At 71.2% G+C, this 25994-nt stretch carries 15 protein-coding genes; 7 read left to right on the forward strand and 8 right to left on the reverse strand.

Annotated features, from left to right (window positions below; all coding sequences use genetic code 11):
* The first annotated feature begins 104 nt into the window (after positions 1-104).
* From WMF43_RS43410 to WMF43_RS43425, 4 genes are all read left to right on the forward strand, one after another.
* On the forward strand, positions 105-1190 hold the full coding sequence (locus WMF43_RS43410) for an ATP-binding protein (RefSeq protein WP_437674086.1): 1086 nt from the start codon (positions 105-107) through the stop codon (positions 1188-1190).
* A gap of 10 nt (positions 1191-1200) precedes the next feature.
* On the forward strand, positions 1201-3672 hold the full coding sequence (locus WMF43_RS43415) for a DUF5682 family protein (protein ID WP_437674087.1): 2472 nt from the start codon (positions 1201-1203) through the stop codon (positions 3670-3672).
* Positions 3673-4395: 723 nt separating this feature from the next.
* Entirely contained in the window at positions 4396-5928 is a 1533-nt protein-coding gene (locus WMF43_RS43420; RefSeq protein WP_437674089.1) for a hypothetical protein, read from the forward strand.
* Positions 5929-6328: 400 nt separating this feature from the next.
* Positions 6329-7570, forward strand: coding sequence for a VWA domain-containing protein (locus WMF43_RS43425; protein ID WP_437674090.1), 1242 nt, complete (start codon positions 6329-6331; stop codon positions 7568-7570).
* An 890-nt stretch (positions 7571-8460) separates the two neighbouring features.
* On the opposite strand, the gene WMF43_RS43430 is transcribed toward WMF43_RS43425, so the two are convergent.
* The 5 genes from WMF43_RS43430 to WMF43_RS43450 form a co-directional block, all read right to left on the reverse strand.
* The gene (locus WMF43_RS43430; protein WP_437674092.1) at positions 8461-10650 is read right to left on the reverse strand and encodes an ATP-binding protein; all 2190 of its coding nucleotides are present in this window, start codon (positions 10648-10650) and stop codon (positions 8461-8463) included.
* 16 nt (positions 10651-10666) lie between these two features.
* The gene (locus WMF43_RS43435) at positions 10667-15007 is read right to left on the reverse strand and encodes a HAMP domain-containing protein (RefSeq protein ID WP_437674094.1); all 4341 of its coding nucleotides are present in this window, start codon (positions 15005-15007) and stop codon (positions 10667-10669) included.
* Positions 15008-15131: 124 nt separating this feature from the next.
* A complete protein-coding gene (locus tag WMF43_RS43440) occupies positions 15132-15572 on the reverse strand; it encodes a response regulator (protein WP_437674096.1) in 441 nt (146 codons plus the stop codon).
* A 2-nt stretch (positions 15573-15574) separates the two neighbouring features.
* Positions 15575-17107 (reverse strand): ATP-binding protein, encoded by a 1533-nt coding sequence (locus WMF43_RS43445; protein ID WP_437674098.1) that lies wholly within the window; start codon positions 17105-17107, stop codon positions 15575-15577.
* Between the two features lie 282 nt (positions 17108-17389).
* On the reverse strand, positions 17390-17845 hold the full coding sequence (locus WMF43_RS43450; protein WP_437674100.1) for a winged helix-turn-helix transcriptional regulator: 456 nt from the start codon (positions 17843-17845) through the stop codon (positions 17390-17392).
* A gap of 137 nt (positions 17846-17982) precedes the next feature.
* Between WMF43_RS43450 and WMF43_RS43455 the strand changes: the two genes are divergently transcribed.
* The gene (locus WMF43_RS43455) at positions 17983-19101 is read left to right on the forward strand and encodes an alkene reductase (RefSeq protein ID WP_437674102.1); all 1119 of its coding nucleotides are present in this window, start codon (positions 17983-17985) and stop codon (positions 19099-19101) included.
* Positions 19102-19342: 241 nt separating this feature from the next.
* On the forward strand, positions 19343-22411 hold the full coding sequence (locus WMF43_RS43460) for a HEAT repeat domain-containing protein (RefSeq protein ID WP_437674104.1): 3069 nt from the start codon (positions 19343-19345) through the stop codon (positions 22409-22411).
* Between the two features lie 37 nt (positions 22412-22448).
* On the opposite strand, the gene WMF43_RS43465 is transcribed toward WMF43_RS43460, so the two are convergent.
* Positions 22449-23018 (reverse strand): hypothetical protein, encoded by a 570-nt coding sequence (locus WMF43_RS43465; RefSeq protein ID WP_437674106.1) that lies wholly within the window; start codon positions 23016-23018, stop codon positions 22449-22451.
* Positions 23019-24227: 1209 nt separating this feature from the next.
* On the opposite strand from WMF43_RS43465, the gene WMF43_RS43470 reads away from it, so the two are divergent.
* Complete coding sequence (locus tag WMF43_RS43470) at positions 24228-24755, forward strand: hypothetical protein (protein ID WP_437674108.1); 528 nt, start codon at positions 24228-24230, stop codon at positions 24753-24755.
* A gap of 23 nt (positions 24756-24778) precedes the next feature.
* On the opposite strand, the gene WMF43_RS43475 is transcribed toward WMF43_RS43470, so the two are convergent.
* Positions 24779-25186 (reverse strand): hypothetical protein, encoded by a 408-nt coding sequence (locus tag WMF43_RS43475; protein ID WP_437674109.1) that lies wholly within the window; start codon positions 25184-25186, stop codon positions 24779-24781.
* 140 nt (positions 25187-25326) lie between these two features.
* The gene (locus WMF43_RS43480; RefSeq protein WP_104985739.1) at positions 25327-25749 is read right to left on the reverse strand and encodes a response regulator; all 423 of its coding nucleotides are present in this window, start codon (positions 25747-25749) and stop codon (positions 25327-25329) included.
* Positions 25750-25994: the final 245 nt, after the last annotated feature.

Genomic DNA, 25994 nt, shown 5'->3' on the forward strand with positions numbered 1-25994 from the left:
GCCGGCAGACCGGCCGCTGGCAGCGCCCTCGCCGGTGGGCTCCTTCGCGTCGGAGACCGCGCCGTGCAGCCCCGCCCCGTTCTGCGGTAGCCTCGACCCGCCCCATGAGCGACCTCCGCCAGCCCGCCGAGACCAAGTACGACCACGAGCTCGCGGCCCTCGCCGCCGAGGACAAGGCGCCGAGGCCGCCCGGGTGGCGCCTCTCGCCGAGGGCCGTCGAGACCTACATCCTCGGCAGCGACAAGCCGGTCGGCGGCGTCGCGATCACGCCCAAGTACATCGGCGATCGCGCGCTCGTCCAGGTGGCCCTCGCCACGCTCGCCTCCGACCGCGCGCTCATGCTCGTGGGCGAGCCGGGCACCGCGAAGAGCTGGCTCTCCGAGCACCTCGCCGCCGCCATCAGCGGCACGAGCGCGCTCGTCGTCCAGGGGACCGCCGGCACCAGCGAGGAGCACGTCAAGTACGGGTGGAACTACGCCATGCTGCTCGCCGAGGGGCCGTCGCCGAAGGCGCTCGTGCCCTCGCCCATCCTCCGCGCGATGCGGGACGGGCGCTTCGCGCGCTTCGAGGAGATCACCCGCACCTCGTCGGAGATCCAGGACGCGCTCATCTCCATCCTGTCCGAGAAGCAGGTCGCGATCCCGGAGCTCGATCAGGTGGTGTCCGCGCAGCGCGGGTTCAACCTCATCGCCACCGCCAACACCCGCGACCGCGGCGTGAACGAGATGAGCGCCGCGCTCAAGCGCCGCTTCAACTTCATCACCGTCCCGGTCGTCGACGACCTGGAGCAGGAGATCCGCATCGTGCAGAAGCGCGAGGCCGAGCTCCGCGGCGATTACCAGGTCGGCGTCGAGCCGCCCGCCGAGCTCGCCAAGCTGCTCGTCACCCTGTTCCAGGAGCTCCGGGCCGGCATGACCAAGGACGGCAAGACCAAGGTGAAGACGCCCGGCTCGGTGCTGTCGACGGCGGAGGCGATCAGCGTGCTCTTCAACAGCGGCATCCTCGCGCAGCACTTCGGCACCGGGAAGGTGACCGCCGACGACCTCTCGCGCTCGCTGCTCGGCGCCGTGAGCAAGGAAGGGGGCGAGGACCTCAAGGCCGTCCGCGAGTACTGCGAGACCGTGGCCAAGGCGCGCCCGGGGCTCTGGAAGGAGTTCTACGCCGCCTCCAAGAAGCGGCTCGCGCCCTGAGGCAGCCCCGATGAACCTCGACCGGCTCGCCGCCGTCCATCTCTTCCCGGTGCGCCACCACTCGCCGCGCTCGAGCGCGGCGCTGCGCGCCTACCTCGACGAGGTGCGCCCCAAGGTGATCTTCGTCGAGGGCCCGAGCGACGCGACGCCGCTGCTCGAGGCGCTCGTCGACCCGAAGACCGTGCCCCCCGTCGCGATCCTCGGGTACCGGACCGACGGCACGCCCGCGTCGTCGCTGTGGCCGTTCGCCGCGTACTCGCCCGAGTATGTCGCGGTGAAGTGGGCGTTCGAGCACGGCGCGCGCGTGGAGCTCATCGACGTGCCCGTCGGCGTGGCGCTCGCGCCGTTCGAGGGCGCCCTGGTCGGCCACGACGACGCCGAGGATCCGGGCGGCCACGAGCGCGAGGGCGACGCGGGCCGGGGCGACGCGGGCCGGGGCGACGCGGGCCGGGGCGACGCGGGCCGAGGCGACGCGGACGGCGGGGACGAGGAGGATCGCGAGGGCGACGAAGACGAGGCCGGCGACGAGGAGGACGCGCCCGCGAGCGCCGAGGGCGAGCCGGAGAGCCTCTACGAGGCCTGCGCGCGGGCGCGGGGATTCCGCTCGTTCGAGGAGTTCTGGGAGGCCTCGTTCGAGGCGCCCCGCTACGACCCGCGGTCGTTCCGCGAGGCGCTGCTCGCGTACGCGGACCTCGCCCGCGCCGAGGGAGACCGGCTGGTGCACCGGGCGCGCGACGCATACATGGCGCGCTACCTGCTGGAGCGCATGGGGCCGGACCTCGCCCCGCACGAGGTGGCGGCGGTGCTGGGCGCGGCGCACGCGGCGGCGTTCGCCGCGCGCGACGTCGACCCCGCCCTGGAGGCGCGGCTGCCGGCCGCGGTGCCGTGCGCGGCGACGCTGGTCCCCTTCAGCTTCCCGCGCCTCTCCGAGCAGCTCGGCTACGGCGCGGGCAACCGGGCGCCGCAGTACTACCAGCGCGCCCACGACGCCGGCGGCGACTTCCGGCGCGCCACGCTCGAGGTGCTGATCGACTTCACCGAGCACCTCCGCCTCCGCGGGTTCATGGCCTCGCTCGCGGACACGATCGAGGCGTTCCGCCTCGCGGTCGCGCTCGCCGAGCACCGCGGCAAGGCGGAGCCCGGCCTCGACGAGGTGCGCGAGGCGACGATCGCGACGATGTGCCGTGGCGACGCGACGCACGTCGACGGCTTCCTCTGGCCGGCGGTGATCGGGCGCAACGTCGGTCGGGTCGGGGGCCGCATCGGGAAGAACTCGCTCCAGGAGGAGTTCTGGCGCGAGGTGCGCGAGCGCAGGCTGCCGGCCACGGACGCGCCCGAGTCGTTCCGGCTGTCCTTGACCAACGAGGTCGAGGTCGGCACGAGCGTGCTCCTGCACCGGCTCCGCATCGCGAAGATCCCCTACGCGGCGTACGCGGGCGCGCGGCGCGCGGGCGGCGCGAGCAGGCGGCGCGGGCCGGCGGCGCAGGGGGCGCCGCCGGACGAGATCCTGAGGGAGCTGCACGAGACGTGGGAGGCGCAGTGGACGCCGGCGACCGACGTGGCGCTGGTCGAGAAGATCGTGCTCGGCGACACGCTGGAGCAGGTGGCGACGCGGCTGCTCGAGGAGGATCTCGGGGCGTGCCACACGACGGGCGAGGCCGCCGACGTGCTGCTGAACGGGGTGCTCGCGTCGAGCGCGCGCGTCGTGGCCGCGGCGCTCCGGGCGTGCGACGAGCTCGCCGCGGGCGACACCGACCTGCCGTCGCTCGCGCGCGCGTGCCGCGCGTTCGCGGGGCTCGCGTCGTTCGGCTCGTCGCGGTCGCTGTCGTCGCTCGGCGACGGCGTGATCGCGCCGATGCTGGAGAAGACGTTCGCGCGCGCGGTCCTGCGCGTGCACGCAGGGTGCACGGGCAGCGACGAGGCGGTGGCGGGCGCCAAGGAGGCGCTGCGCACGCTGCACGACGTGGCGCTGTCGCAGCCGATCGTCGACCGGCAGGCATGGTACGACGCGGCGCGGGGGCTCGTGGACAGCGGGGCGGTGAACCCCACGGCGTCCGGCATGGCGTGCGGGCTGCTTTACCTGGCGCAGGAGATCGACGACGCCGAGGTCGCCAGGATCGTCGGCCTGCGGCTCGGGAGCGCGGTCCCGCCCGAGGCGGCGGCGTCGTTCCTGGCCGGCTTCTTCGAGGTGAACGCGCTCGTGCTCGTGAAGAGCCGCCCCGTGGTCGAGGCGCTCGACGCCTTCCTCGGGGGCATCGCGCCCGAGCGCTTCAAGGACACGCTGCCGATCCTCCGGCGGGCGTTCGCGGGGCTCGGGCCGACCGAGCGGCGGTACCTGCTCGAGAACGTGCTCGCGGCGCGCAAGCTCGGGGAGAAGGCCCGAGCGGCGCAGGCGGTGCTGCTGGAGAAGGACCGGGAGAAGCTGAAGGAGATGAGCGAGGACCTCTCGCAGGCGATGGACGACCTGGACGAGCTCTTGTGAGGGCGCTCGGGGACTGCCGATCTCGCCGCGTGTCCACCCCTCGTCGGGTGATTGAGGATCGCCCGCGTCGCCGCGTCCCAGCCGGGGTCGAGTCGCCCCGTGTCAACAACAGAAGCGCCATGGGTACGTTAAAAAGTATGAAGCTGCATCGTTAAGAATCCTTAAGTTGCAGCTCCGGATTCACGCCGTGTCCGAGCCATTGAGCCCGGCGTCTCGTGAATACCGTGATCCCGGGCGGTCTATCCATAAATGGATTTGACGCTGGGGGAAGACCTGATATCCATGCCGGGCACACCCCAAGTCGACACGCTTCGCTCCTGCGCTGCGGCGGTGTGACCGCCGCGCCTGACGCCAGCGGCTCTGTGCGACCTGGTGGCATGGGAGAGGCGATGTACTGATAACGCGACCGCCGGCCGACCCGGCCCCGACGTCCAGGCGACGAGCGACGTGCCTGTGATGGAGGGCGAAGGTCGGCCGGCCTCGCATCTCGACGCAGAGAGCTCGATCACCTCACACGTCTTCAAGGCGCCAGGCGCGCAGCCCAGGCGATCGGCGACGTGCGCCCGACGGCCGGGGCTCCCCCGGCCCGCTCGGCGCGTGCAGCGCCGGCGAGCGCGGCGGCCTCTCCGCGTACGGCGCACGGTACCGAGCAGAGAACAACGATAGCAGGGAGAGATCTACATGCCGTTTTCTTGGTCCAGGCTCTTGGGCCTATTCCCAGCTTTGGCGACCGCATTCATCACCTCGTGCGCCGAGCCCGAGCCGGGCAGCGACGCCGAGGACGTCGAGGCCGTGTCGAGCGGGCTCACCGCGCAGGATCGGCTCAACCTGTGCGCCCAGGATCCGCGCGTGATCGCCGGGCTCGTCTCCGCGCAGGTCTGCGCGGGCGCGGACATCTTCTTCCGCGAGACGTTCGAAGGCAACGGCCGCTCCTGCGGCACCTGCCACCCCGTCGCGAACAACTTCACGCTCGACGTCCCCTTCATCGACGCGCTCGCCGCGAGCAACCCGCTCGATCCGCTGTTCGTCGCCGACCTGGATCCCGCGCTCGCCGAGCTCGAGACGCCGGACCTGAGGGCGCTCGGGCTCATCCGCGAGAACGTGGACGGGTTCGAGGATCTCCCCAACAAGTTCGTGCTGCGCGGGGTCCCGCACACGTTGTCCATGTCGCTGACCATCGCGCCCGACCTGGCGGATGGCTCCACGAACCCGCCGGTGCATCGCACGGGCTGGTCGGGCGACGGCGCCCCCGGCAACGGCTCGCTCCGCGAGTTCCTCACCGGGGCGGTCACCCAGCACTACCCGACCGATCTCGGCCGCCAGCCGGGGGTGGCGTTCCGGCTCCCGACCGCGCAGGAGCTCGACCTCACCGAGGCCTTCCAGCTGAGCCTCGGCAGGACGAACGAGCTCAATCTCCAGCAGGTCAACCTCTCCGATCCGGAGGCGAACGACGGGCGGCTCGCGTTCATGGATCCAGCGCGGGGCCGTTGCAACGTCTGCCACTTCAACGGGGGCGCGAACCACCAGTCGACGGGGCACAACCGCAACTTCGACACGGGGACCCGGAAAGCCCCGGCGACCGGCAGCATCGGGGCGTTCGACGGAGGGTTCGGCGGGCAGAACCTGGCCACGCCCAACATCGACGTCGTGGACGCCGGGTTCCTCAACGGGTTCGGCGACGGCAAGTTCAACACGCCGCCCGTCATCGAGGCGGTGGACAACCCGCCTTTCTTCCACACCAACGCGTTCGGCCCCACGATCGAGGGGGCGGTCGCCTTCTACATCGGGCCGCAGTTCAGCGCGTCGCCGGCCGCGGCGGAGCTCACCGCGCAGTTCGGCACCCCGATCTCGTTCACGGGCGACGACATCAACAAGATGGGGCGGTTCCTCCGCGTGCTCAGCGCCGCCTTCAACCTCGACATCGCGAAGCAGCGCCTGCAGGCGGCGCAGACGCTGGTCAACCAGTTCCACAACACGAGGGCAGATATCCAGCTCGGGCTGATGGATCTGGCCAGGGTCGAGATCGACGACGCGCTGGAGGTCCTCGCCGTGGGTGCGGGCGCCACCCCGCTGCACTCCGTCGCGCAGACCCGCCTCCAGGAGGCGAAGAGCGAGATCGCGGCGGGCCTCGCGGCGACCACCTGGTCGCAGCGGCAGAGCCGGATCTCGACGGCCATCTCGCGGGTCCAGAACGCGCGAGACCAGTTCGGGTCCAACATAACTTTCCAGCTCGGTCAGGGTAACCTGATGTATTGACGCGGGTCGCCCAGCCCGCGGGTCACCCAACCTGGGTTGGTTCGCCCCAACCTGGGTCGGGCGGTCATCCAACCTGGGTTGCCCCAACCTGGGTCGCGGTACCCGGATCGCGGTTGCCCCAACCTGGGTCGCGGTACCCGGATCGCGGTTGCCCCAACCTGGGTCGCATTACCCGGATCGCGATTGCCCCAACTGGATCGCGTCGCCCGGATCGCGGTTGCCCCAACCCGGGTCGGCTCCCCAACCCGGGTCGGCTTCTCCCAACCCGGGTCGGCTCCCCCGCTCCCCCACCCCAACCCGGGTTGGCTCCCCCGCTCCCCCCAACCCCAACCCGGGTCGGCTCCCCCACCCGGCTCGCGGTTGCCAACCCGGGTTGGGTCGCCGATGATCACCCCCCGCCGTGAGCGCCCGCAAATCCCCTCCCCCGCCCTCGCCCCCCGCCCCGCCGGCCGCCTCCGGCGACCTCTCCGACGCCGACCGCGACGTCCTCCTGCGCTGGCGCCTCGCGCTCGGCCCCGAGGCCGAGCGCGTCGACCCGCGCCTCCAGCTCGGCGGCCTCGGCGGCGCCGCGCCCGCGCTCCACGTCGACCCGCGGCGGCTCGGCGACCTCGACCGGGCGCTCTCGTTCCTCTACGACGAGCGCGCCGGCAACCTGGGCGGCTCGCGCCCGTACGTCCCCGAGTGGCTCGCGGCCGTCCGCGAGTTCTTCAGCCATGACGTCGTCGCGCTCGTCCAGAAGGACGCCATCGAGCGGAAAGGCCTGACGCAGCTCCTCTTCGAGCCCGAGACGTTGCCCTTCCTCGAGAAGAACATCGAGCTCGTCGCCACCCTCATGAGCGCCAAAGGCCTCATCCCGGACGCCGCCCGGGAGGCCGCCCGGCAGATCGTGCGCGAGGTCGTCGAGGAGGTCCGGCGCGCGCTCGAGTCCGAGGTCCGCACCGCCGTCCTCGGCGCGCTCCGGCGCAACACGCAGAGCCCGCTGCGCGTCCTCAGGAACCTCGACTGGAAGCGCACCATCCGCAGGAACCTGAGAGGCTGGGACGCGGAGCGGCGCCGCCTCGTCCCGGACAAACTCTATTTCTGGGCCAACCAGACGCGGCGGCACGAGTGGGACGTGGCCATCCTCGTCGACCAGTCCGGGTCCATGGGTGAGAGCGTGGTCTACAGCTCCATCATGGCCGCCATCTTCGCCTCGCTCGACGTCCTCCGCACGAGGCTCCTCTTCTTCGACACCGAGGTCGTCGACGTGACTCCGATGCTCGTCGACCCGGTCGACGTGCTGTTCACCGCGCAGCTCGGCGGCGGCACGGACATCAACCGCGCCGTCGCCTACGCCCAGGCGAACTTCATCGAGCGCCCCGAGAAGACGCTGCTCATCCTGATCACCGACCTGTTCGAGGGCGGCAACGCCGAGGAGCTCGTCGCCAGGATGCGCCAGCTCGCCGACAGCAAGGTGCGCTCGGTCTGCCTGCTCGCGCTCTCGGACAGCGGCAAACCCTCGTACGACCACGAGATGGCCCAGCGGCTCACCGCCCTCGGGACCCCGTGCTTCGGCTGCACACCGAAGCTCCTCGTCAAGGTGGTGGAGCGGATCATGCGAGGACAGGACCTCGGCCCGCTGATCGAGGCCGAGGCGAAGTAAGCGAAACAAACGAAGAAGCGCCTGGCCCGCGCGCCCGAAGCGCGCCGTCCAGGCGCTCTCTCCAGCCGCGCGTCGCCCTCGACGCCGGCCGCGCGCTCCTCAGGCGCGCCGGCTGGCAGCGCGCTTCCGCGTCGTTGCGCCCCGGGCAGCGCCCGCCGAGCCCCGCCGGCGCGTCCCGGCCGGGCGAGGCGCGTCCGCACGGCGCGCGCGGTAGGCCTCTTCCAGCGAGGGCGACTTGACCAGGACGGGACCAGTGCTGCTCACGGAGCTGATCGAGGGGCCAACTAGGCTGATTGAAAGTTTCACTTGAACTACCGATTGTGGTGGCGGATCGATCACGTCGTGCAGCGGAGGACTCACCTATAAACTGTTTTGATCTTCCACGCATCGCTGCATGTGAAGGTCAGGAGCCCTGAAGCGCCCGTCCGGACGTGATAGTGTCCACCCGGGAGATCCCCTCGCGCCGCCCGCGAAGGCGGGCCTGACCGAGAAACACACAGGCACCACGGAGGCACGAAGGCACGGCTCTGGTTTGCTCGTGCCTTCGTGTCTCCGTGGTGGGTGGCGAGGGATGCCCCCGGAGGTCGCTCCGGGCGCTCTGCTACGGACAGGTTGCACGAGGTAGGCCAACCGATGAGCCCAGGCGGCCATCGCCGTTTTCCCGGGGTGTTTGCCGCGCACCTTTCACGGTTGAAACGCCCGGTTGCAACCGTGGCGCAACGCTGCGGCCTTCCGCGCTTCGCGCTGTGCACGCTGTCGCCACCCCGGCGCGCCGCCCGCGACGGCCTCGCCCGTGAAATCCCCGCCCGCCACGGCCTCGCCCGCGAAATTCCCGCCCGCGAAGGCCCCGCTCGCGAGGCCCCGCCCGCGGCGGCGCCCTCACCGGCAGCTCAGCCCGCGGGGCCGGTCACGGAGGGCTCCGGGCGTTCGCCTACGGGCCCGGACGGGTCGGCGTCCCGGGACGGGAGCGGCAGCGCCACCTGGAACCTCGACCCCACGCCCGGCGCGCTCTCGACCTGGATCGACCCGCCGTGGGCCTTGAGGATCTGATCCACGATGTACAGGCCCACACCCAGCCCCCCGTACGAGCTGGTCGGCGCCGCCCGCTCGAAGCGCCCGAAGATCCGGCCGATGAACTCCTTCTCGATCCCGATGCCCTGATCCATCACCTGGAGCACCGCCGACTCCCCGTCGACCGCGACCCGCAGCTGGATCGGCTTGCCGCGCCCGTACTTGATGGCGTTCACGAGCAGGTTGGTGACCACCTGATCGAGCCGCAGGCGGTCCCACCGGCCGACCGCCGTCGCCGGAAGATCGAGCTCGAGCGCGCAACCCGCCCGCTCCACCTCGGACGCGAGGCGGACCGCCACCTCGCGCGCCACGTCGCACAGGTCCACGTCCTCGAGGCTGAGCTCGAGCTGCCCGTTGTTGATGCGCGTCACGTCGAGCAGCGTGTCGATGAGCCGCGTGAGCCGCTCGATCTGCCCCTCTGCCTGCGACAGCTTCGCGAGCACCTGCGCGGCCGGCAGCTCGCCGCCCGATCGGGCGATCGTGCGAGAGAGCCCCTGGATCTGCAAGACCAGCGCGCTCAGCGGCGTCCTGAGCTCGTGCGACGCGACAGAGACGAAATCCTCGCGGATCTGGACGGCCTCCCGCATCATCCGCAGGAGGCGCGCGTTCTCGAGGCAGAGCGCCGCGCGCTGCGCGAGGTCCACGGCGACCGCGAAATCCGGCGGATCGAAGCGCTCGCCCGGCTCCACCCAGACCAGGCTGAGCGCGCCGAGCACGTCCCCGCGCGTGACGAGCGGCACGCAGAGGTAGCTGCTCGCGCCGAGCTCCTGGACGGCCGCCCCGTCGCCGACGTCGAGCGCCTGCGCGACGTCCCGGGGCGCGCACTCGACCCGCAGATCGGGGCGCCCGCTCGCCAGCACGGCGCCGATGCCGCCCGCCTCCGCGACGAGATCCCGCGGGATGCGCTGCTCCATGGACCGCGCCGCCTCGCGGGAACGGTGCGCGACCGCGGTCCTGCGCAGCGCGCCCTCCTTGCGCAGATCGAGGACACACCAGGTGCAGATGCGGTCCGCGGCGAGGCGCGTCAGGGCGGCGGCGACGCTGTCCTCGTCGAGCGACGCCGAGAACGAGCTCGACGCCTCGGCGAGCAGCTCCGACCGGCGCACCGCCGCCTCGGCCTCGGCGCGGGCGGCGCGCTCCCGGGTCAGGAGGTGAATCCGCTCCTGCTCATGGCGCTTGGTGTCGTCGATGTCGGTGAAGCTGCCGAGCCAGCCGACCACGCGCTTCCACACGTCCCGCTCCGGGACCGCCTGGCAGAGGTGCCACCGGTAGACCCCGTGCACGGACCGGAGGCGACACTCGCCCTGAAAGGGATCGCCCGACTCGAGGCTGAGCCGCCACTTGCCCACGAACTGGGTCAGATCGTTCGGGTGCACCGCGGCCTGCCAGCCCCAGCCGCGCAGCGCCTCGAACGCGAGGCCCGTGTACTGGAGCCACCGCGAGCTCACGTAATCGACGCTGCCGTCGAGCTTCGCCGTGAAGACGCACTGCGGGATCGCGTCGGCGAGGTTCTGGTACCGCGCCTGCGCGGCGCGCCGGAGCTCCTCGACCTCGGCGTCGCGCCGGCGCTGCTCGGCCTTGCGGAGCAGCTCCGCCTGCTCCTTGATCTGCTCGCCGCGCCGGTGGAGCTCGGCGAAGACGGCGACCTTCGCCTGGACGACCTCCGGCTCCAGCGGCTTCAGCAGGTAGTCGACCCCGCCCACGGCGTACGCCCTGTAGATGGCCGAGACATCGTCCGCCGCCGCGGTCAGGAAGATGATCGGCGTGTGGCGCGACCGCTCCCGCTGCTTCACCAGCGAGGCGACCTCGAACCCGTCGATGTCGGGCAGCCGCACGTCGAGCAGGATCACCGCGAAGTCCTCGGACAGGATCCTGAGGAGCGCGTCTTTCCCGCTCGCCGCGGTCACGAGCCGGTAGCTCTCCTCGCCGAGGATCGCCGTGAGCGCCACCAGGTTCTCTGGCTGGTCGTCGACGAGGAGGATGCTCGTGGCCACGGGAGCGGAAGACACCGTCGGGCTCCGTCGCTCAGTCAGGCTGCAGCCAGTGCAGCATCACCGACATGAGGCGCGCGTCGTCCACCGGCTTGGCGACGAAGTCGCTCAGGCCGGCGTCCAGGCACTTCTGCCGATCTTCCGGCATCGCCTTGGCCGTCACCGCGATGATCGGCAGATCGCTGAAGCGCGGATCGGTCCGGATCTCGCGCGTCGCCTCGTACCCGTCGAGCTCCGGCATCATGATGTCCATCAGCACGATATCGACCGAATCGGTGTCGCGCAGGATCTCGATGCCGTGCCGCGCGTTCTCGGCCAGGAGCACCTGCGCCCCCCGCCGCTCGAGCAGGCTCGTGATGGCGAAGACGTTGCGCGCGTCGTCGTCGATGACGAGCACGGTCCGCCCCGCCAGCGCGACCGACGAGCCGCTCCCGTTCGCGAGCTGCGGCGCGATCGGCTCGGGCAGCTCGGGGCGCGGCGCCGCCTTCGGCGTCTTGAGCTCCGGCCGCTCCGCGGGCAGGTACAGCGTGAACTTGCTGCCGAGCCCCGGCGTGCTGTTCAGCGAGATCTCGCCGCCGAGCAGGCTGGCCAGCTCCCGGCTGATCGTCAGGCCGAGGCCCGTGCCGCCGTAGGTGCGGCTGGTCGAGGCGTCGGCCTGCTGGAACGCGTCGAAGATGAGCGTCTGCTTCTCCGGCGGGATGCCGATGCCGGTGTCCGTGACGGCGAACGCGAGGACGGTCTTCGCCTTGATCAGCGTGTCCCGCTTGAACACGAGCCCCCGGCTCGCCACCTCGATCTCGAGCGAGATCCGGCCGGACGACGTGAACTTGAACGCGTTCGACAGGAGGTTCTTCAGGATCTGCTGGAGCCGCTGCAGATCCGTCATGATCGTCGACGGGACGCCGGTCGCGACCCGGACCCAGAACTCGAGCTCCTTCTGCTCCGCGATCTGCCGGAAGCTCCGCTCGACGTACTCCGCCAGATCGGACAGCGACACCCGCTGGGTCTTCACGTCGATCTTGCCGGCCTCGATCTTGGAGAGGTCCAGGATCTCGTTGATCAGCTGGAGCAGGTCCTGCCCCGCCGCGGCGATCGTCTTCGCGTACTCGACCTGCTTCGGCGTGAGCGTGTGCTCCTCGTTGTCCGCGAGGATCCTGGCGAGGATGAGCAGGCTGTTCAGCGGCGTGCGCAGCTCGTGCGACATGTTCGCGAGGAACTCGGACTTGTACTTCGAGGTGCGCGACAGCTCCCGGGCTTTCTCCTCCAGCGACGCGCTGGCGCGGGCGATCTCCCGGTTCTTGATCTCGAGCTCGGACGCCTTCTCCTCCAGCTCCTGCGAGCGCGAGCCGAGCTCGGTGTTGGACCTCTGGAGCTCCTGGAGCAGCTCCTCCGTCCTCATGCTGGCGCCGATCATGTTGAACACGACGCCGATCGACTGGGTGAGCTGCTCGAGGAACGTGAGGTGGATGGGCGTGAAGTTCTGGAAGCTCGCCAGCTCGATCACCGCCTTGAGGCCGCCCTCGAAGAGCACCGGCAAGACGCAGATGTTGCGCGGCGGCGCCTCGCCGAGGCCCGAGCTCACCCGGATGTAGTCATCGGGCAGGTCGGTGACCACGATGCTCTTCTTCTCGAGGCCGCACTGCCCGACGAGCCCCTCGCCCAGCGCGAACCGGTTCGAGATGCCCTTTCGCTTCTGGAACGCGTAGCTCGACGTGAGCTTGAGCGTCGGGTGCTTGTCCTCCGACTCCAGCACATAGAAGGCCCCGTGCTGCGCCGACACGAGCGGCGTCACCTCGGACATGATGAGCCGCGAGAGCGCCTCGATGGTCCGCTGCCCGGCCATCATCCCCGAGAAGCGCGCCAGGTTCGTCTTCAGCCAGTCCTGCTCCTGGTTCGCCCGCGTCGTGTCGCGCAGGTTGGAGATCATCTGGTTGATGTTGTCCTTCAGCTGGAGGACCTCGCCCTGCGCCTCGACGGAGATGGCCCGCGTCAGGTCGCCCTTGGTCACGGCGGTCGCGACCTCCGCGATGGCGCGCACCTGCGTCGTCAGGTTGCCGGCGAGCTGGTTCACGTTGTCGGTCAGGTCCCTCCACGTGCCCGCGGCGCCGGGCACCTTGGCCTGGCCGCCCAGCTTGCCCTCGATGCCTACCTCGCGCGCCACCGTCGTGACCTGCTCGGCGAACACCCGGAGCGTGTAGGTCATGTCGTTGATCGTGTCCGCGAGCGACGCGATCTCGCCCTTGGCCTCCAGGGCCAGCTTCTGGCGCAGATCGCCGTTCGCGACCGCCGTCACGACCTTGGCGATGCCGCGCACCTGCGAGGTGAGGTTCGACGCCATCACGTTGACGTTCTCGGTCAGGTCCTTCCACGTGCCCGACACCCCGGGCACCTGCGCCTGGCCGCCGAGCTTGCCCTCGGTGCCTACCTCGCGCGCGACGCGCGTCACCTCCGCGGCGAAGGCGCGCAGCTGATCGACCATCTTGTTGATGGTGTCCTTCAGCTCGAGGATCTCCCCCTTCGCCTCGACCGTGATCTTCTGGGACAGGTCGCCGCTCGCGACCGCCTTCGTCACGAGGGCGATGTTCCGGACCTGGTTGGTCAGGTTGCCGGCGAGCTGGTTCACGTTGTCGGTCAGGTCCTTCCACGTGCCGGCGACCCCGGGCACCTGCGCCTGGCCGCCGAGCTTGCCGTCCGTGCCGACCTCGCGCGCGACGCGCGTCACCTCCGCGGCGAAGGCGCGCAGCTGATCGACCATCTTGTTGATGGTGTCCTTCAGCTCGAGGATCTCCCCCTTGGCCTCGACCGCGATCTTCTGGGACAGGTCGCCGCTCGCGACCGCCTTCGTGACGAGGGCGATGTTCCGGACCTGGTTCGTCAGGTTGCCGGCGAGGACATTCACATTGTCCGTGAGGTCCTTCCACGTGCCGCTGACGCCCCGCACCTCGGCCTGAGCGCCGAGCTTGCCTTCCGTGCCTACCTCGCGCGCGACGCGCGTCACCTCGGACGCGAACGCCCGCAGCTGCTCCACCATCTTGTTGATGGTGTCCTTCAGCTCGAGGATCTCGCCCCGGGCCTCGGCGGTGATCTTCTGCGACAGGTCCCCCTTCGCGACCGCCGTCGTGACCAGGGCGATGTTCCGGACCTGGTTGGTCAGGTTGCCGGCGAGCTGGTTCACGTTGTCGGTCAGGTCCTTCCACGTGCCGGCGACCCCGGGCACCTGCGCCTGGCCGCCGAGCTTGCCGTCCGTGCCGACCTCGCGCGCGACGCGCGTCACCTCCGCGGCGAACGTCCGCAGCTGCTCCACCATCTTGTTGATGGTGTTCTTCAGCTCGAGGATCTCCCCCTTCGCCTCGACCGTGATCTGCTTCGACAGGTCGCCGTTCGCGACCGCCGTCGTCACCACCGCGATGTTGCGGACCTGGTTCGTCAGGTTCCCGGCGAGGACGTTCACGTTGTCCGTGAGGTCCTTCCACGTGCCGCTGACGCCCCGCACCTCGGCCTGAGCGCCGAGCTTGCCCTCCGTGCCTACCTCGCGCGCGACGCGCGTCACCTCGGACGCGAACGCGCGCAGCTGCTCCACCATCTTGTTGATGGTGTTCTTCAGCTCGAGGATCTCCCCCTTCGCCTCGACCGTGATCTGCTTCGACAGGTCGCCGTTCGCGACCGCCGTCGTCACCACCGCGATGTTGCGGACCTGGTTGGTCAGGTTCCCGGCGAGGACGTTCACGTTGTCCGTGAGGTCCTTCCACGTGCCGCTGACGCCCCGCACCTCGGCCTGAGCGCCGAGCTTGCCCTCCGTGCCTACCTCGCGCGCGACGCGCGTCACCTCGGACGCGAACGCGCGCAGCTGCTCCACCATCTTGTTGATGGTGTTCTTCAGCTCGAGGATCTCCCCCTTCGCCTCGACCGTGATCTGCTTCGACAGGTCGCCGTTCGCGACCGCCGTCGTCACCACCGCGATGTTGCGGACCTGGTTCGTCAGGTTCCCGGCGAGGACGTTCACGTTGTCCGTGAGGTCCTTCCACGTGCCGCTGACGCCCTGCACCTCGGCCTGCGCGCCGAGCTTGCCCTCGGTGCCGACCTCGCGCGCCACGCGCGTGATCTCCGAGCCGACGGTCTGCAGCTGCTGGACGACGTCGTTCACCTCCTCGGCGATCTGACCGATCGTCCCGGGGACCTCGCCGATGCCGACGCGGGCGGAGAAGTTGCCGGCCTTCACCGCCTTCAGCACCTCCAGGATCGCCTGGAGCTGCATCTCCCGCACGTTCAGGTCGAGCCCGTCGGCGCCGCGCTTGCGGGGCGGCGCCTTCTTGGCCTTGCTCGCGCCGTTCCCGTTCTTGTCCTTCAGTGCCGCCGCGATGTTGTTCGGTTGCATCGATACCTTCCTGACGTGACGACGACGATAGCGCGCCCCGGAGACATTAGGGCGCGGTTCGGGAGACGTGGCCTCGAAGGCCCGCGGAGAGCGCGGCGCCGCGAGGCGCCGGTGAGCCGCCGTCTCAGGCCTTGCCGCGGCGCAACACCTCTTCGACTTGCCGCTGGAGGCGGGCGTGCTCCATGTCGCGCGCGCGGCGCTCCAGCGCTCGCCGCATACGGGAGCTCAGCTCGTCGGAACGAAATGGCTTGGATAAGTAATCGGAAGCACCGACCCGCAGGGCGCGCATCCCGGTCTCGACGGAGCCGAAGGCGGTGATGGCGATGACGGCGATGGACGGATCGTGCTGCTTTGCTCGCGCGATAAGCTCGATGCCGTCCATGCCCGGCATGCGGATGTCGGTGATCAGCAGCTCGAAATTCCCCGACGGGAGCAGCCGGAGGGCCGACATGGCGTCGGCGACATGCGTCGCGTGGTAACCGTGATCTGCCGCGATGTCAACGACGAACCGGCCGAGGTCGTCGTCGTCTTCGACAATCAGCACCTTCGGTGAGCTCGAACTCATCGTTACTGTCCTTCCTCCATCATCACCGGCTCCGTGCTCGCCGGCCTCGTGCTCGCCGGCGACCCCGAGGTGTCGGTGGGCAGGGTGATCCGGAAGCGCGCCCCGCCCGACGCCGAGGCGACGACCTCGACCGAGCCGCCCGCTTCCTGGACGATCCCCTGCACGATCGCGAGCCCGAGGCCGCTGCCGCCGCGCGTCGATTTCGTCGTGAAGAACGGCTCGAAGATCCGGCCCATGTCCTCGGCGCGCACCCCGGGCCCCGCGTCCTCGACGTCGAAGCACACCGCGCGAGCGCCCCCCGGGCCGTCGTGCTCGGGGAGGACACGCACAACGAGCTCGCCGCCGTCCTCCTGGGCCTCGATGGCGTTCAGGCAAAGATTGAACACCACCTGAAACAGACGATCGGAGTCGAGGGCGACGCGCGCCCATTCCGCGGTGTCGCCGGAGCACACCACGCTCGTCTCGATACCGCGCTTCCTGCACTCGGGGCCGACGAAGGCGATCACGTCCTCGACCACGCGCAGCAGATCGCTCTCGTTCGCCTGCGCCCGCGTCGGCCTGGCGAGGGAAACGAGGCGCGAGACGACGCGGGTGATCCGCTCCGACTGCCGGGCGATGGTCTCGAGCTCGGCGCGCAGGTGCTCCGGGCACCCGGGCGAGTCGGCCGCGCGGCGCGCGCGGCCCTGGATCACGTTCAGCGGCGAGCCGATCTCGTGGCCGAGCGAGGTCGCCACCTGCCCGGCGGCGGCGAGCGCCTGGGCCTGCTGCAGCCGGCGCTCCACGTCGAGGCGCGCCATCTCCTCCCGCTCGGCGCGCGCCCGCGCCTCCCGGAGCGACTGGGTCATCGTGTTGAACGCGATGGCCAGCCGGGAGAGCTCCTCCGCGCCCTTCTCGGGCACGGCGGCGTCGAGATCGCCGCTGGCCACGCGCTCGGCCCCGGCGAGCAGCGAGCGCGCCGGGAGCCCGACCGTGAAGCGCCCCACGAGCCAGGCCACGACCGCGCTGACCAGGAGCAGCACGACGCCGGTGACCGCGAGGCCTCGATTCAGGGACCTCTCCAGCAGCTCGATGTAGTGGCGGTCGCGCACCAGGACGGCGACCAGCTCTGGATTGGCGCTGCTCGGGTGGATGACGACGCTCCGGAACATCACCGACTGCCCACCCAGGCTGGACACCTCCTCGACGTCGGTCCCCTCGCGAAACGCCCGCGCGGCGACCTCGCCGAGGCGCGCGGCATCCGCCGCGACCGCCTCCGTGATGAAGACGGGCTCGCCCGCCCTGGTGAAGGCGGCGACACCCAGGATCCGGTCGGCGCGCGCGAAGTGCTCTGCCCGGCGCCGGACGAGCGCCATGTCGTTGCGCTGGAGCGCGCTCTCGACGAACGCCTGGAGCAGGGTGGCGTAGTTGCGGAGCTCCTCCGTGGCCTCCTGCCGCAGGATCTGCCGGCGGTGCGCCGACGAGAACGCGGCATACAGCGCAATGGCGATCGCGATCGGGAGGACGAGCGAGAGCCAGAACTGGTGAGCGAGCCTCATCCCGGAGGGTCGGCGCTGGTGTTCCATGGCCCTACGACGATCCACCGCGACATTCAGAAGAATACCGTCGCGTCAGCGCCCCGCGTCACCGGCAGATCCGAGCGCACGAAGCCCTCGGATTTCATCATCGTTGCCCCCCATCGGCAAGGAATTAAACGACCTCGGCAACAAGCATCCAGCACATCCAGCGATGCCATGACGCCAGGCGACAAAGCGAGCTCGGGTAATCCCCGATCGTGATCAGGAATGATCGTACGCTGTCGTGGCGACCGTCACGTTCGCCTACGTGGTCCGCGCCGGCGCGCGCTTCGCCGCGGGCTTCGGCGCCGTCGTCGCGCGCGCCGTCCTCTCCTTCCGATCCTGCTGCTCCTTCGGGGCCCGCCGCGCGGAGGTCCCCTTCGCGCCGCCGCGCGGCGACCTCGCGGCGGTCAGCAGCTCCCCCCATCGCGAGATCGCCGTCGCGACGTCGTGGAATCCTCGCCCGACGTCGGTCAGCTCGTACTCCACGCGCACCGGGGGCCCCGGCAAGACGCGCCGCACCAAGAGGCCGAGCGCCTCGAGCTCCTTCAGCCGGCTGGAGAGCATCCGGTCGCTGATGGCGTCGAGCCGCTCGCCGATCTCGCCGAAGCGCAGCGCGCCGCCCTCGAGCGTCGCGATGATGAGCCCGTTCCACGGCCGCGCGAGCACGTCCATGGCCGCCTGGAACTTCTCGCAGAGGTGCTCGCTGGAGTGCTTCATTCGTCGTCCCTCGGCGTCAGCATGACCAATTCACTACCAAAAAGGAAGCGCCTTGACAGAGGGAAGCGTGGACGCAAGATGCTTCCGAAACGAACGCTACTTCTGTTTTGAAAGCAACTTCACAAGGAGAATCGACCGTGAGCACCTCGTCCGACCTGCTCTTCAGCCCGTTCGCCCTCGGATCTCTCGCGCTGCCGAACCGCGTCGTGATGGCGCCGCTGACGCGCTGCCGCGCCGGCGAGGGCAACGTGCCGACCGAGCTGAACGCGCTGTATTACGAGCAGCGCGCCTCCGCCGGGTTCATCGTCAGCGAGGCGACGCAGGTGAGCCCGGAGGGCGTGGGGTACCTGCGCACGCCGGGGATCCACACGGACGAGCAGGTCGAGGGCTGGCGGCTCGTGACCGGCGCCATCCACCGGGCGGGCGGGCGGATCTTCCTGCAGCTCTGGCATGTCGGGCGGGCGTCGCACGTGTCGTTCCAGCCGGGCCGGCAGGCGCCGATCGCGCCGTCGGCGCTCGCCATCCGCAACGCCCACGCGCACACGCCCGAGGGGACGCAGCCGTACAGCACGCCGCGCGCCCTCGAGGCGCGCGAGATCCCGGGGATCGTGGGGCAGTTCGCCGAGGGGGCGCGCCGGGCGAAGGCGGCCGGGTTCGACGGCGTCGAGATCCACGGCGCGAACGGCTACCTCATCGATCAGTTCCTCCGCGACGGGGCGAACCGCCGGACGGACGCGTACGGCGGCTCGGTCCAGAACCGGTCGCGGTTCCTGCTCGAGGTCGTCGAGGCCGTGACCGGGGTCTTCGGCGCGGATCGCGTCGGGCTGCGGGTGTCGCCGACGAGCCCTTACAACGACATGAGCGACTCGAACCCGGTGGAGCTCTTCGGCCACGTGGCCGCCGAGGTCTCCGCGCGCAAGCTCGTGTACCTGCACGTCGTGGAGCCGCTCGCGGCCGGGGCGCAGGGCGCCGCGGCGCGGGTGACGCCGGCCCTGCGCGAGCGGTTCCGCGGCGCGCTCATCGCGAACGGCGGCTACACGCTCGAGGCCGCGGAGCAGGCGCTGCGGGCGGGCGCCGCGGACCTCGTCTCCTTCGGCGCGCCGTTCCTCGCCAACCCGGATCTGCCCGAGCGCCTCGCGCGGCGGGCGCCGCTCAACCCGCCGGACGTCGCGACGTTCTACTCCGAGGGGCCGCGCGGCTACACCGATTACCCGCGGCTCGGCGAGGCGCAGCGCGCCGCGCAGCTGTCGGCGTGAGATCGCCGTCCCCCTGAGCCGGGCGAGCCGGGAGCCGGATCGACGACGCGGCGACGCGACGGCGCCCGGCCGACGGCGGCGCCGGGCGGACAACGGCGGGGCAACGGCGGGGCAACGGCGGGGCAACGGCGGGGCGACGGGGTCCAGCAAAGCCGGGGTTTGGGCCCTCGCCCCGGGCTGCATGGTAGGCTCCTCGGCCGATGTCGACGGTCGTGGCCGGCAAGGATCAGGGCACCTCGGCGTGGGGTCCGGCGCGGTCGCCTGCGGGGGCGACGTGAGCGCGGCGGCGCCGGGCGAGGTGAAGCGCATCGGGGCCGGCGAGCTCCGGGCGTTCATCCAGGACGCCGGGGAGCTCAAGAAGGGCGCGCTGCTCTACGACGGCGGCAGTCTCCTCAACCTGGCGCGTTACGAGAACAAGCTGTTCTGCGAGGCGAAGGGCTCCGGGGCCGCGCCCTACAAGGTGACGCTCGTCTACAGCGACGCGCCGGCGCCCGGGTTCAAGGGGCGGTGCACCTGCCCGGCGCGGACCTTCAACACCGCGTTCTGCAAGCACGCGGCGGCGCTGCTCGTCGCCTGGGCGCGCGCGCCCGAGGCGTTCGTGGTGAGCGACGCGGCGCCGGCGGGCGCGCCGGGCGGCGAGGCCGCGCGCAGGAGCGTGAAGAAGGGGAGCGCGAGCCCGGCGGCCCTGATGAAGGCCGGCGTCGAGCAGGTCGGCACGCTCGTGCGCGAGCTCGCCGTGGCCGGCGTCGCCGCGGTCGGGGTCGACCGCGTGGAGCAGATGGAGAAGCTCGCCGAGGGGCTCCGGGAGAACCGCCTCCGGCGGCTCTCGGCCCGGACGCTCGACCTCGCCGCGCTGCTGCGCGGGCCGTCGGTTGGCGCTGCCGCAGCCGCGGGCGCTGCCGCGGCCGCGGGCGCGCGCCGCGGCGCGCTCCCGGCGGTCGCCTACGCGAACCTGCTGGCCGATCTCCTGCTCACCGCCCGCAAGCTCGAGAAGCACCTCGCGGGCGAGCCGCTCGACGACCGCCACGTCGAGGAGCTCGTCGGCAAGACGTGGAAGGCGTCCGACCGGAAGCCGGCCGAGGGCCTCACGCTGATCGAGTACGCCTTCTCCACGCGCACGACGAGCGACGACTTCGTCATCCGGGAGAGCCGCTTCGTCGACCTCGAGTCCGGCCGGCACTTCAGCGAGAAGCAGATCCTCCCCGCCTTCCTGGCGAAGCGGACCGAGCCGAAGCGGAGCTTCGCCGGCGAGGTGCTCGCCGGGGCGCGCGGCACGACCTACCCCGGCTACCCGCCGCTCCGCGTCGATTTCAGCGACCTCGGCGACAAGCGCCCGCTCGACGCCGCCGCGCTCGAGGCCGTGCTCGCGCGGGCGTTGCCCGACGTCGGCGCGGCGCTCGCGGCGCTCCAGGAGCACCGGAAGGACGTCTTCGCGCCCGACCTCCTGCCCGTGGCGGTGCGCATCGACACGCTCTTCGCGCGCGGCGCGCGGCTCTCGGCGGTCGACGACAAGGACCAGGCCGTCCACCTGCCCGACGACGCGGCGCTCGAGGAGCGGCTCGCCGGCGCGCTCCGCGAGGCGCGGCTGCGCGCCCTGCTCGGCGACGTCGGCATCGACGCCGCGCTGCCCACGTTGTGGCCGCTCGCCGCGATCGTCGAGGGCCCGCTCGGCCTCGAGCTGCGCCCCGTCATCGATCAGGGCGCCGCGGCGCGGGGCGCTCCGCTGGACGGCTCCGCGTGGAACGTCGCCGCGCGCGAGGCCGGCGCCTCGCCCGCGGCCATCGCGCTCGGCGAGGTGCGCGAGGAGCTCGCCGAGGCGCTCGCCACCGGCCTCACCGGCCTCGGCCCGCGCGCCACGGCCCCGCTCGCCGCGCGCCTGCGCGACCTCCGGCTCGAGAAGCAGGCCGCGCTGCTGGAGAGCCTGCCCGGGCGGCCCGAGCCGGCGGATCGGCTCGACGATTTCATCAAGCTCTACCAGGTGCTCGAGATGGCGCTCGTCCGGCTCGCCGGCGCGACGCAGATCGACCGCGCCGCGACCGAGCGCGCGCCGGCCTACGAGAGCGTCCTCGTGGCGCGGCCCGACGAGGCGCTCCCGCCCGAGGAGGTGACGCGGCGCCGCGCGGCGGGCGCGATGAGCCGCTACGTCGCCGCGGTCCACTACGCCCGCCATTACGAGGCGCTGCCCGCGAGCGAGCTCGTCGCCGACCTCTTCCCGATCTGGGCGGACGGCGCCGCGGCGCCGGTCCTGTCGCGGGTGTTCGCGCCGCTCGGCGCCGAGGCGGTCAGCGCCGCGGAGCGGGCGCTCACGGCGAAGGCGGGCCGGATGGCGAAGCTGACGGCGGTGCGGGTGCTGCAGGCCGTCGCCCAGCACCCCGGCGGCGCGGCCCGCGCCGAGGCGGCGGCGATGCTCGGCCGGGTCGCGGAGCACTCGAAGGACGCGGGCCTCCGGGCGCTGGCCCGGGACGCGCTCGAGGCCGCGGAGGCGGCCGGGTCGGGCGCGGCCGCGCCGGGCGGCGTGGCCGTGCCGGGCGGCGTGGCCGTGCCGGGCGGCGTGGCCGCGCCGGGCGGCGTCGACCCGCGCGCGCGCCGCGCCGCCCGGATGGAGCGCGTGCACGAGCTCGCGAAGGCGCTCGGCGCGGCGCCGACCAAGGAGGAGCGGCTCGAGGCGCTCAAGGCCCTGGCCGAGCTCGGCGACCTCGCCGCGCTCCCGGCGCTCCGCCGCGCCTACTACGCCGACGCCGCCCGCGGGGTGCGCGAGGAGGCCGCCCACGCGCTCGCCCAGCTCGGGGACGTCGAGATGGTCGAGCCGTTCGTGCGGACGCTGGCGGCGCGCGGCGAGGACGATCGCGAGGCGAAGATCGCCGCGTACGCGCTCGGCTACCTCGGCGACGTCCGCGGCCTGGGCGAGCTGCTCGCCGCGTACGCCGAGGGCTACAAGCCCGGCATCGTGGCGGACGCGATCCGCGCGTTCGGCCCGGTGGCGCTCGCGCCGCTCGTCGATCTCATCGAGGCCCGTCCCGAGCTCGCGAAGCGGGCGGCCGCGATCGACGCGCTGAAGAAGATGGAGGACACCGCGGTCGCCGCCTGCCTGCTCGAGCGGCTCGAGGCGCGGCGCGGCGACGCCGATTTCCCGGAGAAGTTCCCGGAGAAGGCGCAGCTCTACCTGAAGCTCGCGGACGTACACCCGCACAGCAAGCGCGAGGTCGCCGCCGCGATCGTCGCGGCGCTCCAGGGCGCGGAGGGCAAGGACGCGCAGGCGGCGCTCAAGGCGGCGCAGCGGGCGCTCGGCGTGGTCAAGCGCGGCAAGTAGCGGGGCCTGCCGGGCCGAGCGGCGGGCGCTCGCCCGGTCACCCGTCGGTGTCGATCTGCGCGGGGATCTCGGCGGACAGCTCCTCGTCCGTGTCGGTGTGGGTCGCGACGACGCGGAGCACGCCGCGCGCGTTCGGGATGCTCCCCGACCCGTCCGCGGTCCCGGAGTCCACGATGTTGATGAAGACGGGCGTGAGCGTCTCGGTCCATCCGGAGGCGCACGTGTTCACGGCGATCGTGTTCACCCCCTCGAGCACGGGCGCGCCCGGCGGCGCCTCGTCGGCGGCCGCCCGCTCGAACGCCACGCGGTAGCTCCACACGCCGGCGGTCGCGGCGTGGTGCCGGATCCCCACGGTCACGTGCTGGCCGCCCTGGAGCCCGTACTCCAGCGGGAGCGCGGTGTCCGCGGCGAGCGGCGTCGCGCCGCCCTCCGGATCGCTGAAGAACAGGGTGGCCTCGCCGTCCGCGGGCGGCGCGCCGTCGGCGCACGCGAAGGAAGGGGAAGGCGGGGGGCCGCCGGGATTATCGAGGACGCAGAAGCCGCCGGTCGAGAGCAGGCCGAGCAGCGCCGTGAGCGCGACGCCGGTCCGGAGGTTGGGGAGACGCATGCGTCCCTCTATTCAGCAGATCCGCGAGGGACGCAATCCGGAGGCGCTCGAGCTTCAGCCCGTAGAGACAAGATCGAGCGTGTTCCGACAGGCTCGCTCGAATCGTGGAACCGTTGCGTTCCTCTGAAGGGCTGCGCCGGTTCCCCGGCCGACGGGCGTCGTACCCACACAGCCCCCATCCGGTCGAGGTTCGAGGCGCTGCTCCCACGCCTGCTGCAATGGGTGGGAGGGCGTCACCGACTGCCCCGCGTCGGGTTCGCCCGCCGCGTTCTTGTCCGGCGTGCGAAGGCTGCAATTCTGGCCTTGGAGCACCAGAGTGTCGAGCCTCGTCGGGCCGCCCCGGCTGCGCGGGCGGACATGGTCGAAGTGAAACGTCGCGCCGTGTCCGGTAGGCGCGAGCCGGCAGTACTGGCAGCGGTCCTTGTTGCGCCCGAACACCTCGCTCCGCAACGAGCGGGGGATTGACGAGCGGCCCAAGGGTTGGTCGACCCTTGCGTGGCCATCGCGAGGATCTGCGCCATCTGAACCAGCGTCTCGATCTCGGTATGCTCGGTCTCGGAGGGCGTGCCGCGGTGTTGCGCTCCAGGAGCTGAAAGCCGATTGACCGACGAAGCCGCGCCCGAATAGAGTACGGCCTGGGGTCGCCATGAGAGGTTTCGCCGCGCTCGCCGTCCTCGTCCCGGCTGTCGTTGCCCTCGCCCTCAGGGCGCTGGGGCGCCGCGAGCAGCATGGCGTCCAAGACTCGAATGCGGCGCAGGGCGCAGGCGTTCGCCGCCGCGTGCCCGTGTCCATGTGGAAGCGCCGAACGGCGCCCCTCTCCGTCCTCGCTGCTCTTGTGCTGGCCTTGGTCGGGTGCGACGCCGAGCGAGAATGGTTCTCCTATCGAACCCGGAATAATCCCAGATGTCTCCACCATGAGGAGTGCTTCTCTATGGGCTGCACGCCCCCCGATGGAGTCCTATGTCTCTGGAACAAAAAAATCCAGTATGGAGTCTGCGTATGTCAGCGGCACGGGTTGAAGCCGTCGGATCTCGCGGATGCAGGTATAGTGGATGCAGGTCCACCCTGATCGGGGCCATCGTCGCGCTCTCTCTCCTCCCCGCGTGCAACCTGGGGGCAGAGTGCCCCGAGGGCCAGACGAGGTGGAAGTGTACCATCCAAGCGACCGCGTGTCATATGGTCTATGTCAACTACGTATGCGGAGGCGACATGCAAGCTGCGATCGTCGCGGCGAACAATGACGCGATATTCACGCTGAAGTTGCAAGATCATAACGTCGTGGGTACGACGTGCGAGGACACGGGCACGACGAGGGCTCCGCTTTCCTTCGAGCCGCCGAAATACAGGCCCCAGGGCATCCCGTCCTGCGATCTGACCGCGGCGGACGACGGTTGTATCGCATGCGCCAAGGCCTTCTGCTGCGAGCAGTATCAAGACTGTTCCGAGGACGCCAACTGCTCCTGCCTCGTCGGCTGCCTCTACCAGGGCAACCCGGTCGAGACCTGCACGAGCGCAGAGCACTGCGGCGCGCCTTCGTTCACCGCCGTCGCGACGGCGGACTGTCTCGGCCTGGCGTGTGGCGGTTGCTCGGTCGCCGAGTCCATGGGCGACTCCCTCTGTCCCGAGGCGCCGTCCGTCCCTTCCTGCGCGGGCTCTGCCCTGGGCGGCGAGACGTGCTCCACGCACGACGAATGCGTCTCGTGCTTCTGCGACCCGGTCACCCGGACCTGCGATTGATCGCGTCCCGCCGGGACGGCGGATTAGGAGGCGATGGGCGAGGCGGCGACGGAGAGGGCGGTCGTCGACAGCCGGGAGCACGCCGACGCGCTCCGCTCGCTCCACGCCTGGTACCGCGAGTGGGCCGAGGCGGCCCCGCCGTCGTCAAGCGGCGCGACATCCTGGTCCGGCTGGGCCTCGGCAGGCCCCCTTCCCTGGTGCTCGTCCGTTCGCTGCCGTCGCGCCATCGCCGCACGATCGCTGTCGGCCGGCGAGGCGTAGTGCCTGAGCTCGTGCGCCGTCCGGATCGCGCACAGCGCCGCGTCGATCGCCGCAGCGTCCGCACGCTCGCGCTCCATCGCGAGCGGGTGGAGCAGCACGACCCGGGGACGTGCGGCCAGGGCCAGGGCGCCGCGCGCCGCGCACCATGCCGTGAAGCTCCTCCACCGCACGGGTACAAACGTCACAGAGCGGCGGTCACCCGCACAGGAGACGGGCCCAAATCGGCGTTTTCGGCGCGCAAGCGCACTCCTGTGCGCTGAGCACCGAAAACGTCGAGGTGGGCCCGTATCCGAAGCGGGTGACCGTCGCTCTAAGGCAGCTCGACCAGACGCCAGTACTTGTTGAGCGCCGCCATGAGCTCAACGAAGCTCAGGAACGTGACCGGCTTGAGGAGATATCCGGCGACGTTCAGATTGAAAGCTCCCACCTTGTCGCGATCATCGTTCGATGTGGTCAATACCACGACCGACGTGGCCACGAGATCCGGATCGGCCCGCAGCTCGCGCAGGAACTCGATCCCGTTCATCTTTGGCATGTTCAGGTCGAGCAGGATGAGCCGGCGCTCCACCGGAATGACGCCGCTGCGCAGGAGCTCGAGCGCCTCTACCCCGTTCCCCGCCACCCAGAGAGGGTTCGAGATGTTGTTCCGCTTGAACGCCCTGCGGACGTTCATCACGTCGACCTCGTCGTCCTCGACGAGGAGGATGTTCAGGAGCTTCTCTTCTACGCTCATCGTTCCCTACTCTCCATTGGCGAAGAGGACGTGAACGTCAAGCTTCGCGCTGTGTCCGCTGCCGTCCCTGCCGCTGCAGGAGCGCGACCGCCGCGGAGGTCTTGCGGTCGCGCGTGCGCCAGGGCACGCACCGGCGCGCCCACACGGCGCACAGGGTCTCCCGGGGTGTCCCATTGTTCGAGCTTGGACCACCGGTCCGCGCGGTTCAACACCAATTCCAGCGACGAGGGCGGGCGCCGGGCGCC

The organism is Sorangium sp. So ce131, assembly GCF_051519095.1.
Classification (GTDB): Bacteria; Myxococcota_A; Polyangia; order Polyangiales; family Polyangiaceae; genus Sorangium.

Excerpts from the sequence above, each read along its gene's own strand:
- WMF43_RS43465 (WP_437674106.1), bottom strand. The coding sequence starts at position 23,018 with ATGCGTCTCCCCAACCTCCGGACCGGCGTCGCGCTCACGGCGCTGCTC.
- WMF43_RS43415 (WP_437674087.1), top strand. The coding sequence starts at position 1,201 with ATGAACCTCGACCGGCTCGCCGCCGTCCATCTCTTCCCGGTGCGCCAC.
- WMF43_RS43480 (WP_104985739.1), bottom strand. The coding sequence starts at position 25,749 with ATGAGCGTAGAAGAGAAGCTCCTGAACATCCTCCTCGTCGAGGACGAC.
- WMF43_RS43410 (WP_437674086.1), top strand. The coding sequence starts at position 105 with ATGAGCGACCTCCGCCAGCCCGCCGAGACCAAGTACGACCACGAGCTC.
- WMF43_RS43450 (WP_437674100.1), bottom strand. The coding sequence starts at position 17,845 with ATGAAGCACTCCAGCGAGCACCTCTGCGAGAAGTTCCAGGCGGCCATG.
- WMF43_RS43435 (WP_437674094.1), bottom strand. The coding sequence starts at position 15,007 with ATGCAACCGAACAACATCGCGGCGGCACTGAAGGACAAGAACGGGAAC.
- WMF43_RS43440 (WP_437674096.1), bottom strand. The coding sequence starts at position 15,572 with ATGAGTTCGAGCTCACCGAAGGTGCTGATTGTCGAAGACGACGACGAC.
- WMF43_RS43470 (WP_437674108.1), top strand. The coding sequence starts at position 24,228 with ATGCAAGCTGCGATCGTCGCGGCGAACAATGACGCGATATTCACGCTG.
- WMF43_RS43445 (WP_437674098.1), bottom strand. The coding sequence starts at position 17,107 with ATGAGGCTCGCTCACCAGTTCTGGCTCTCGCTCGTCCTCCCGATCGCG.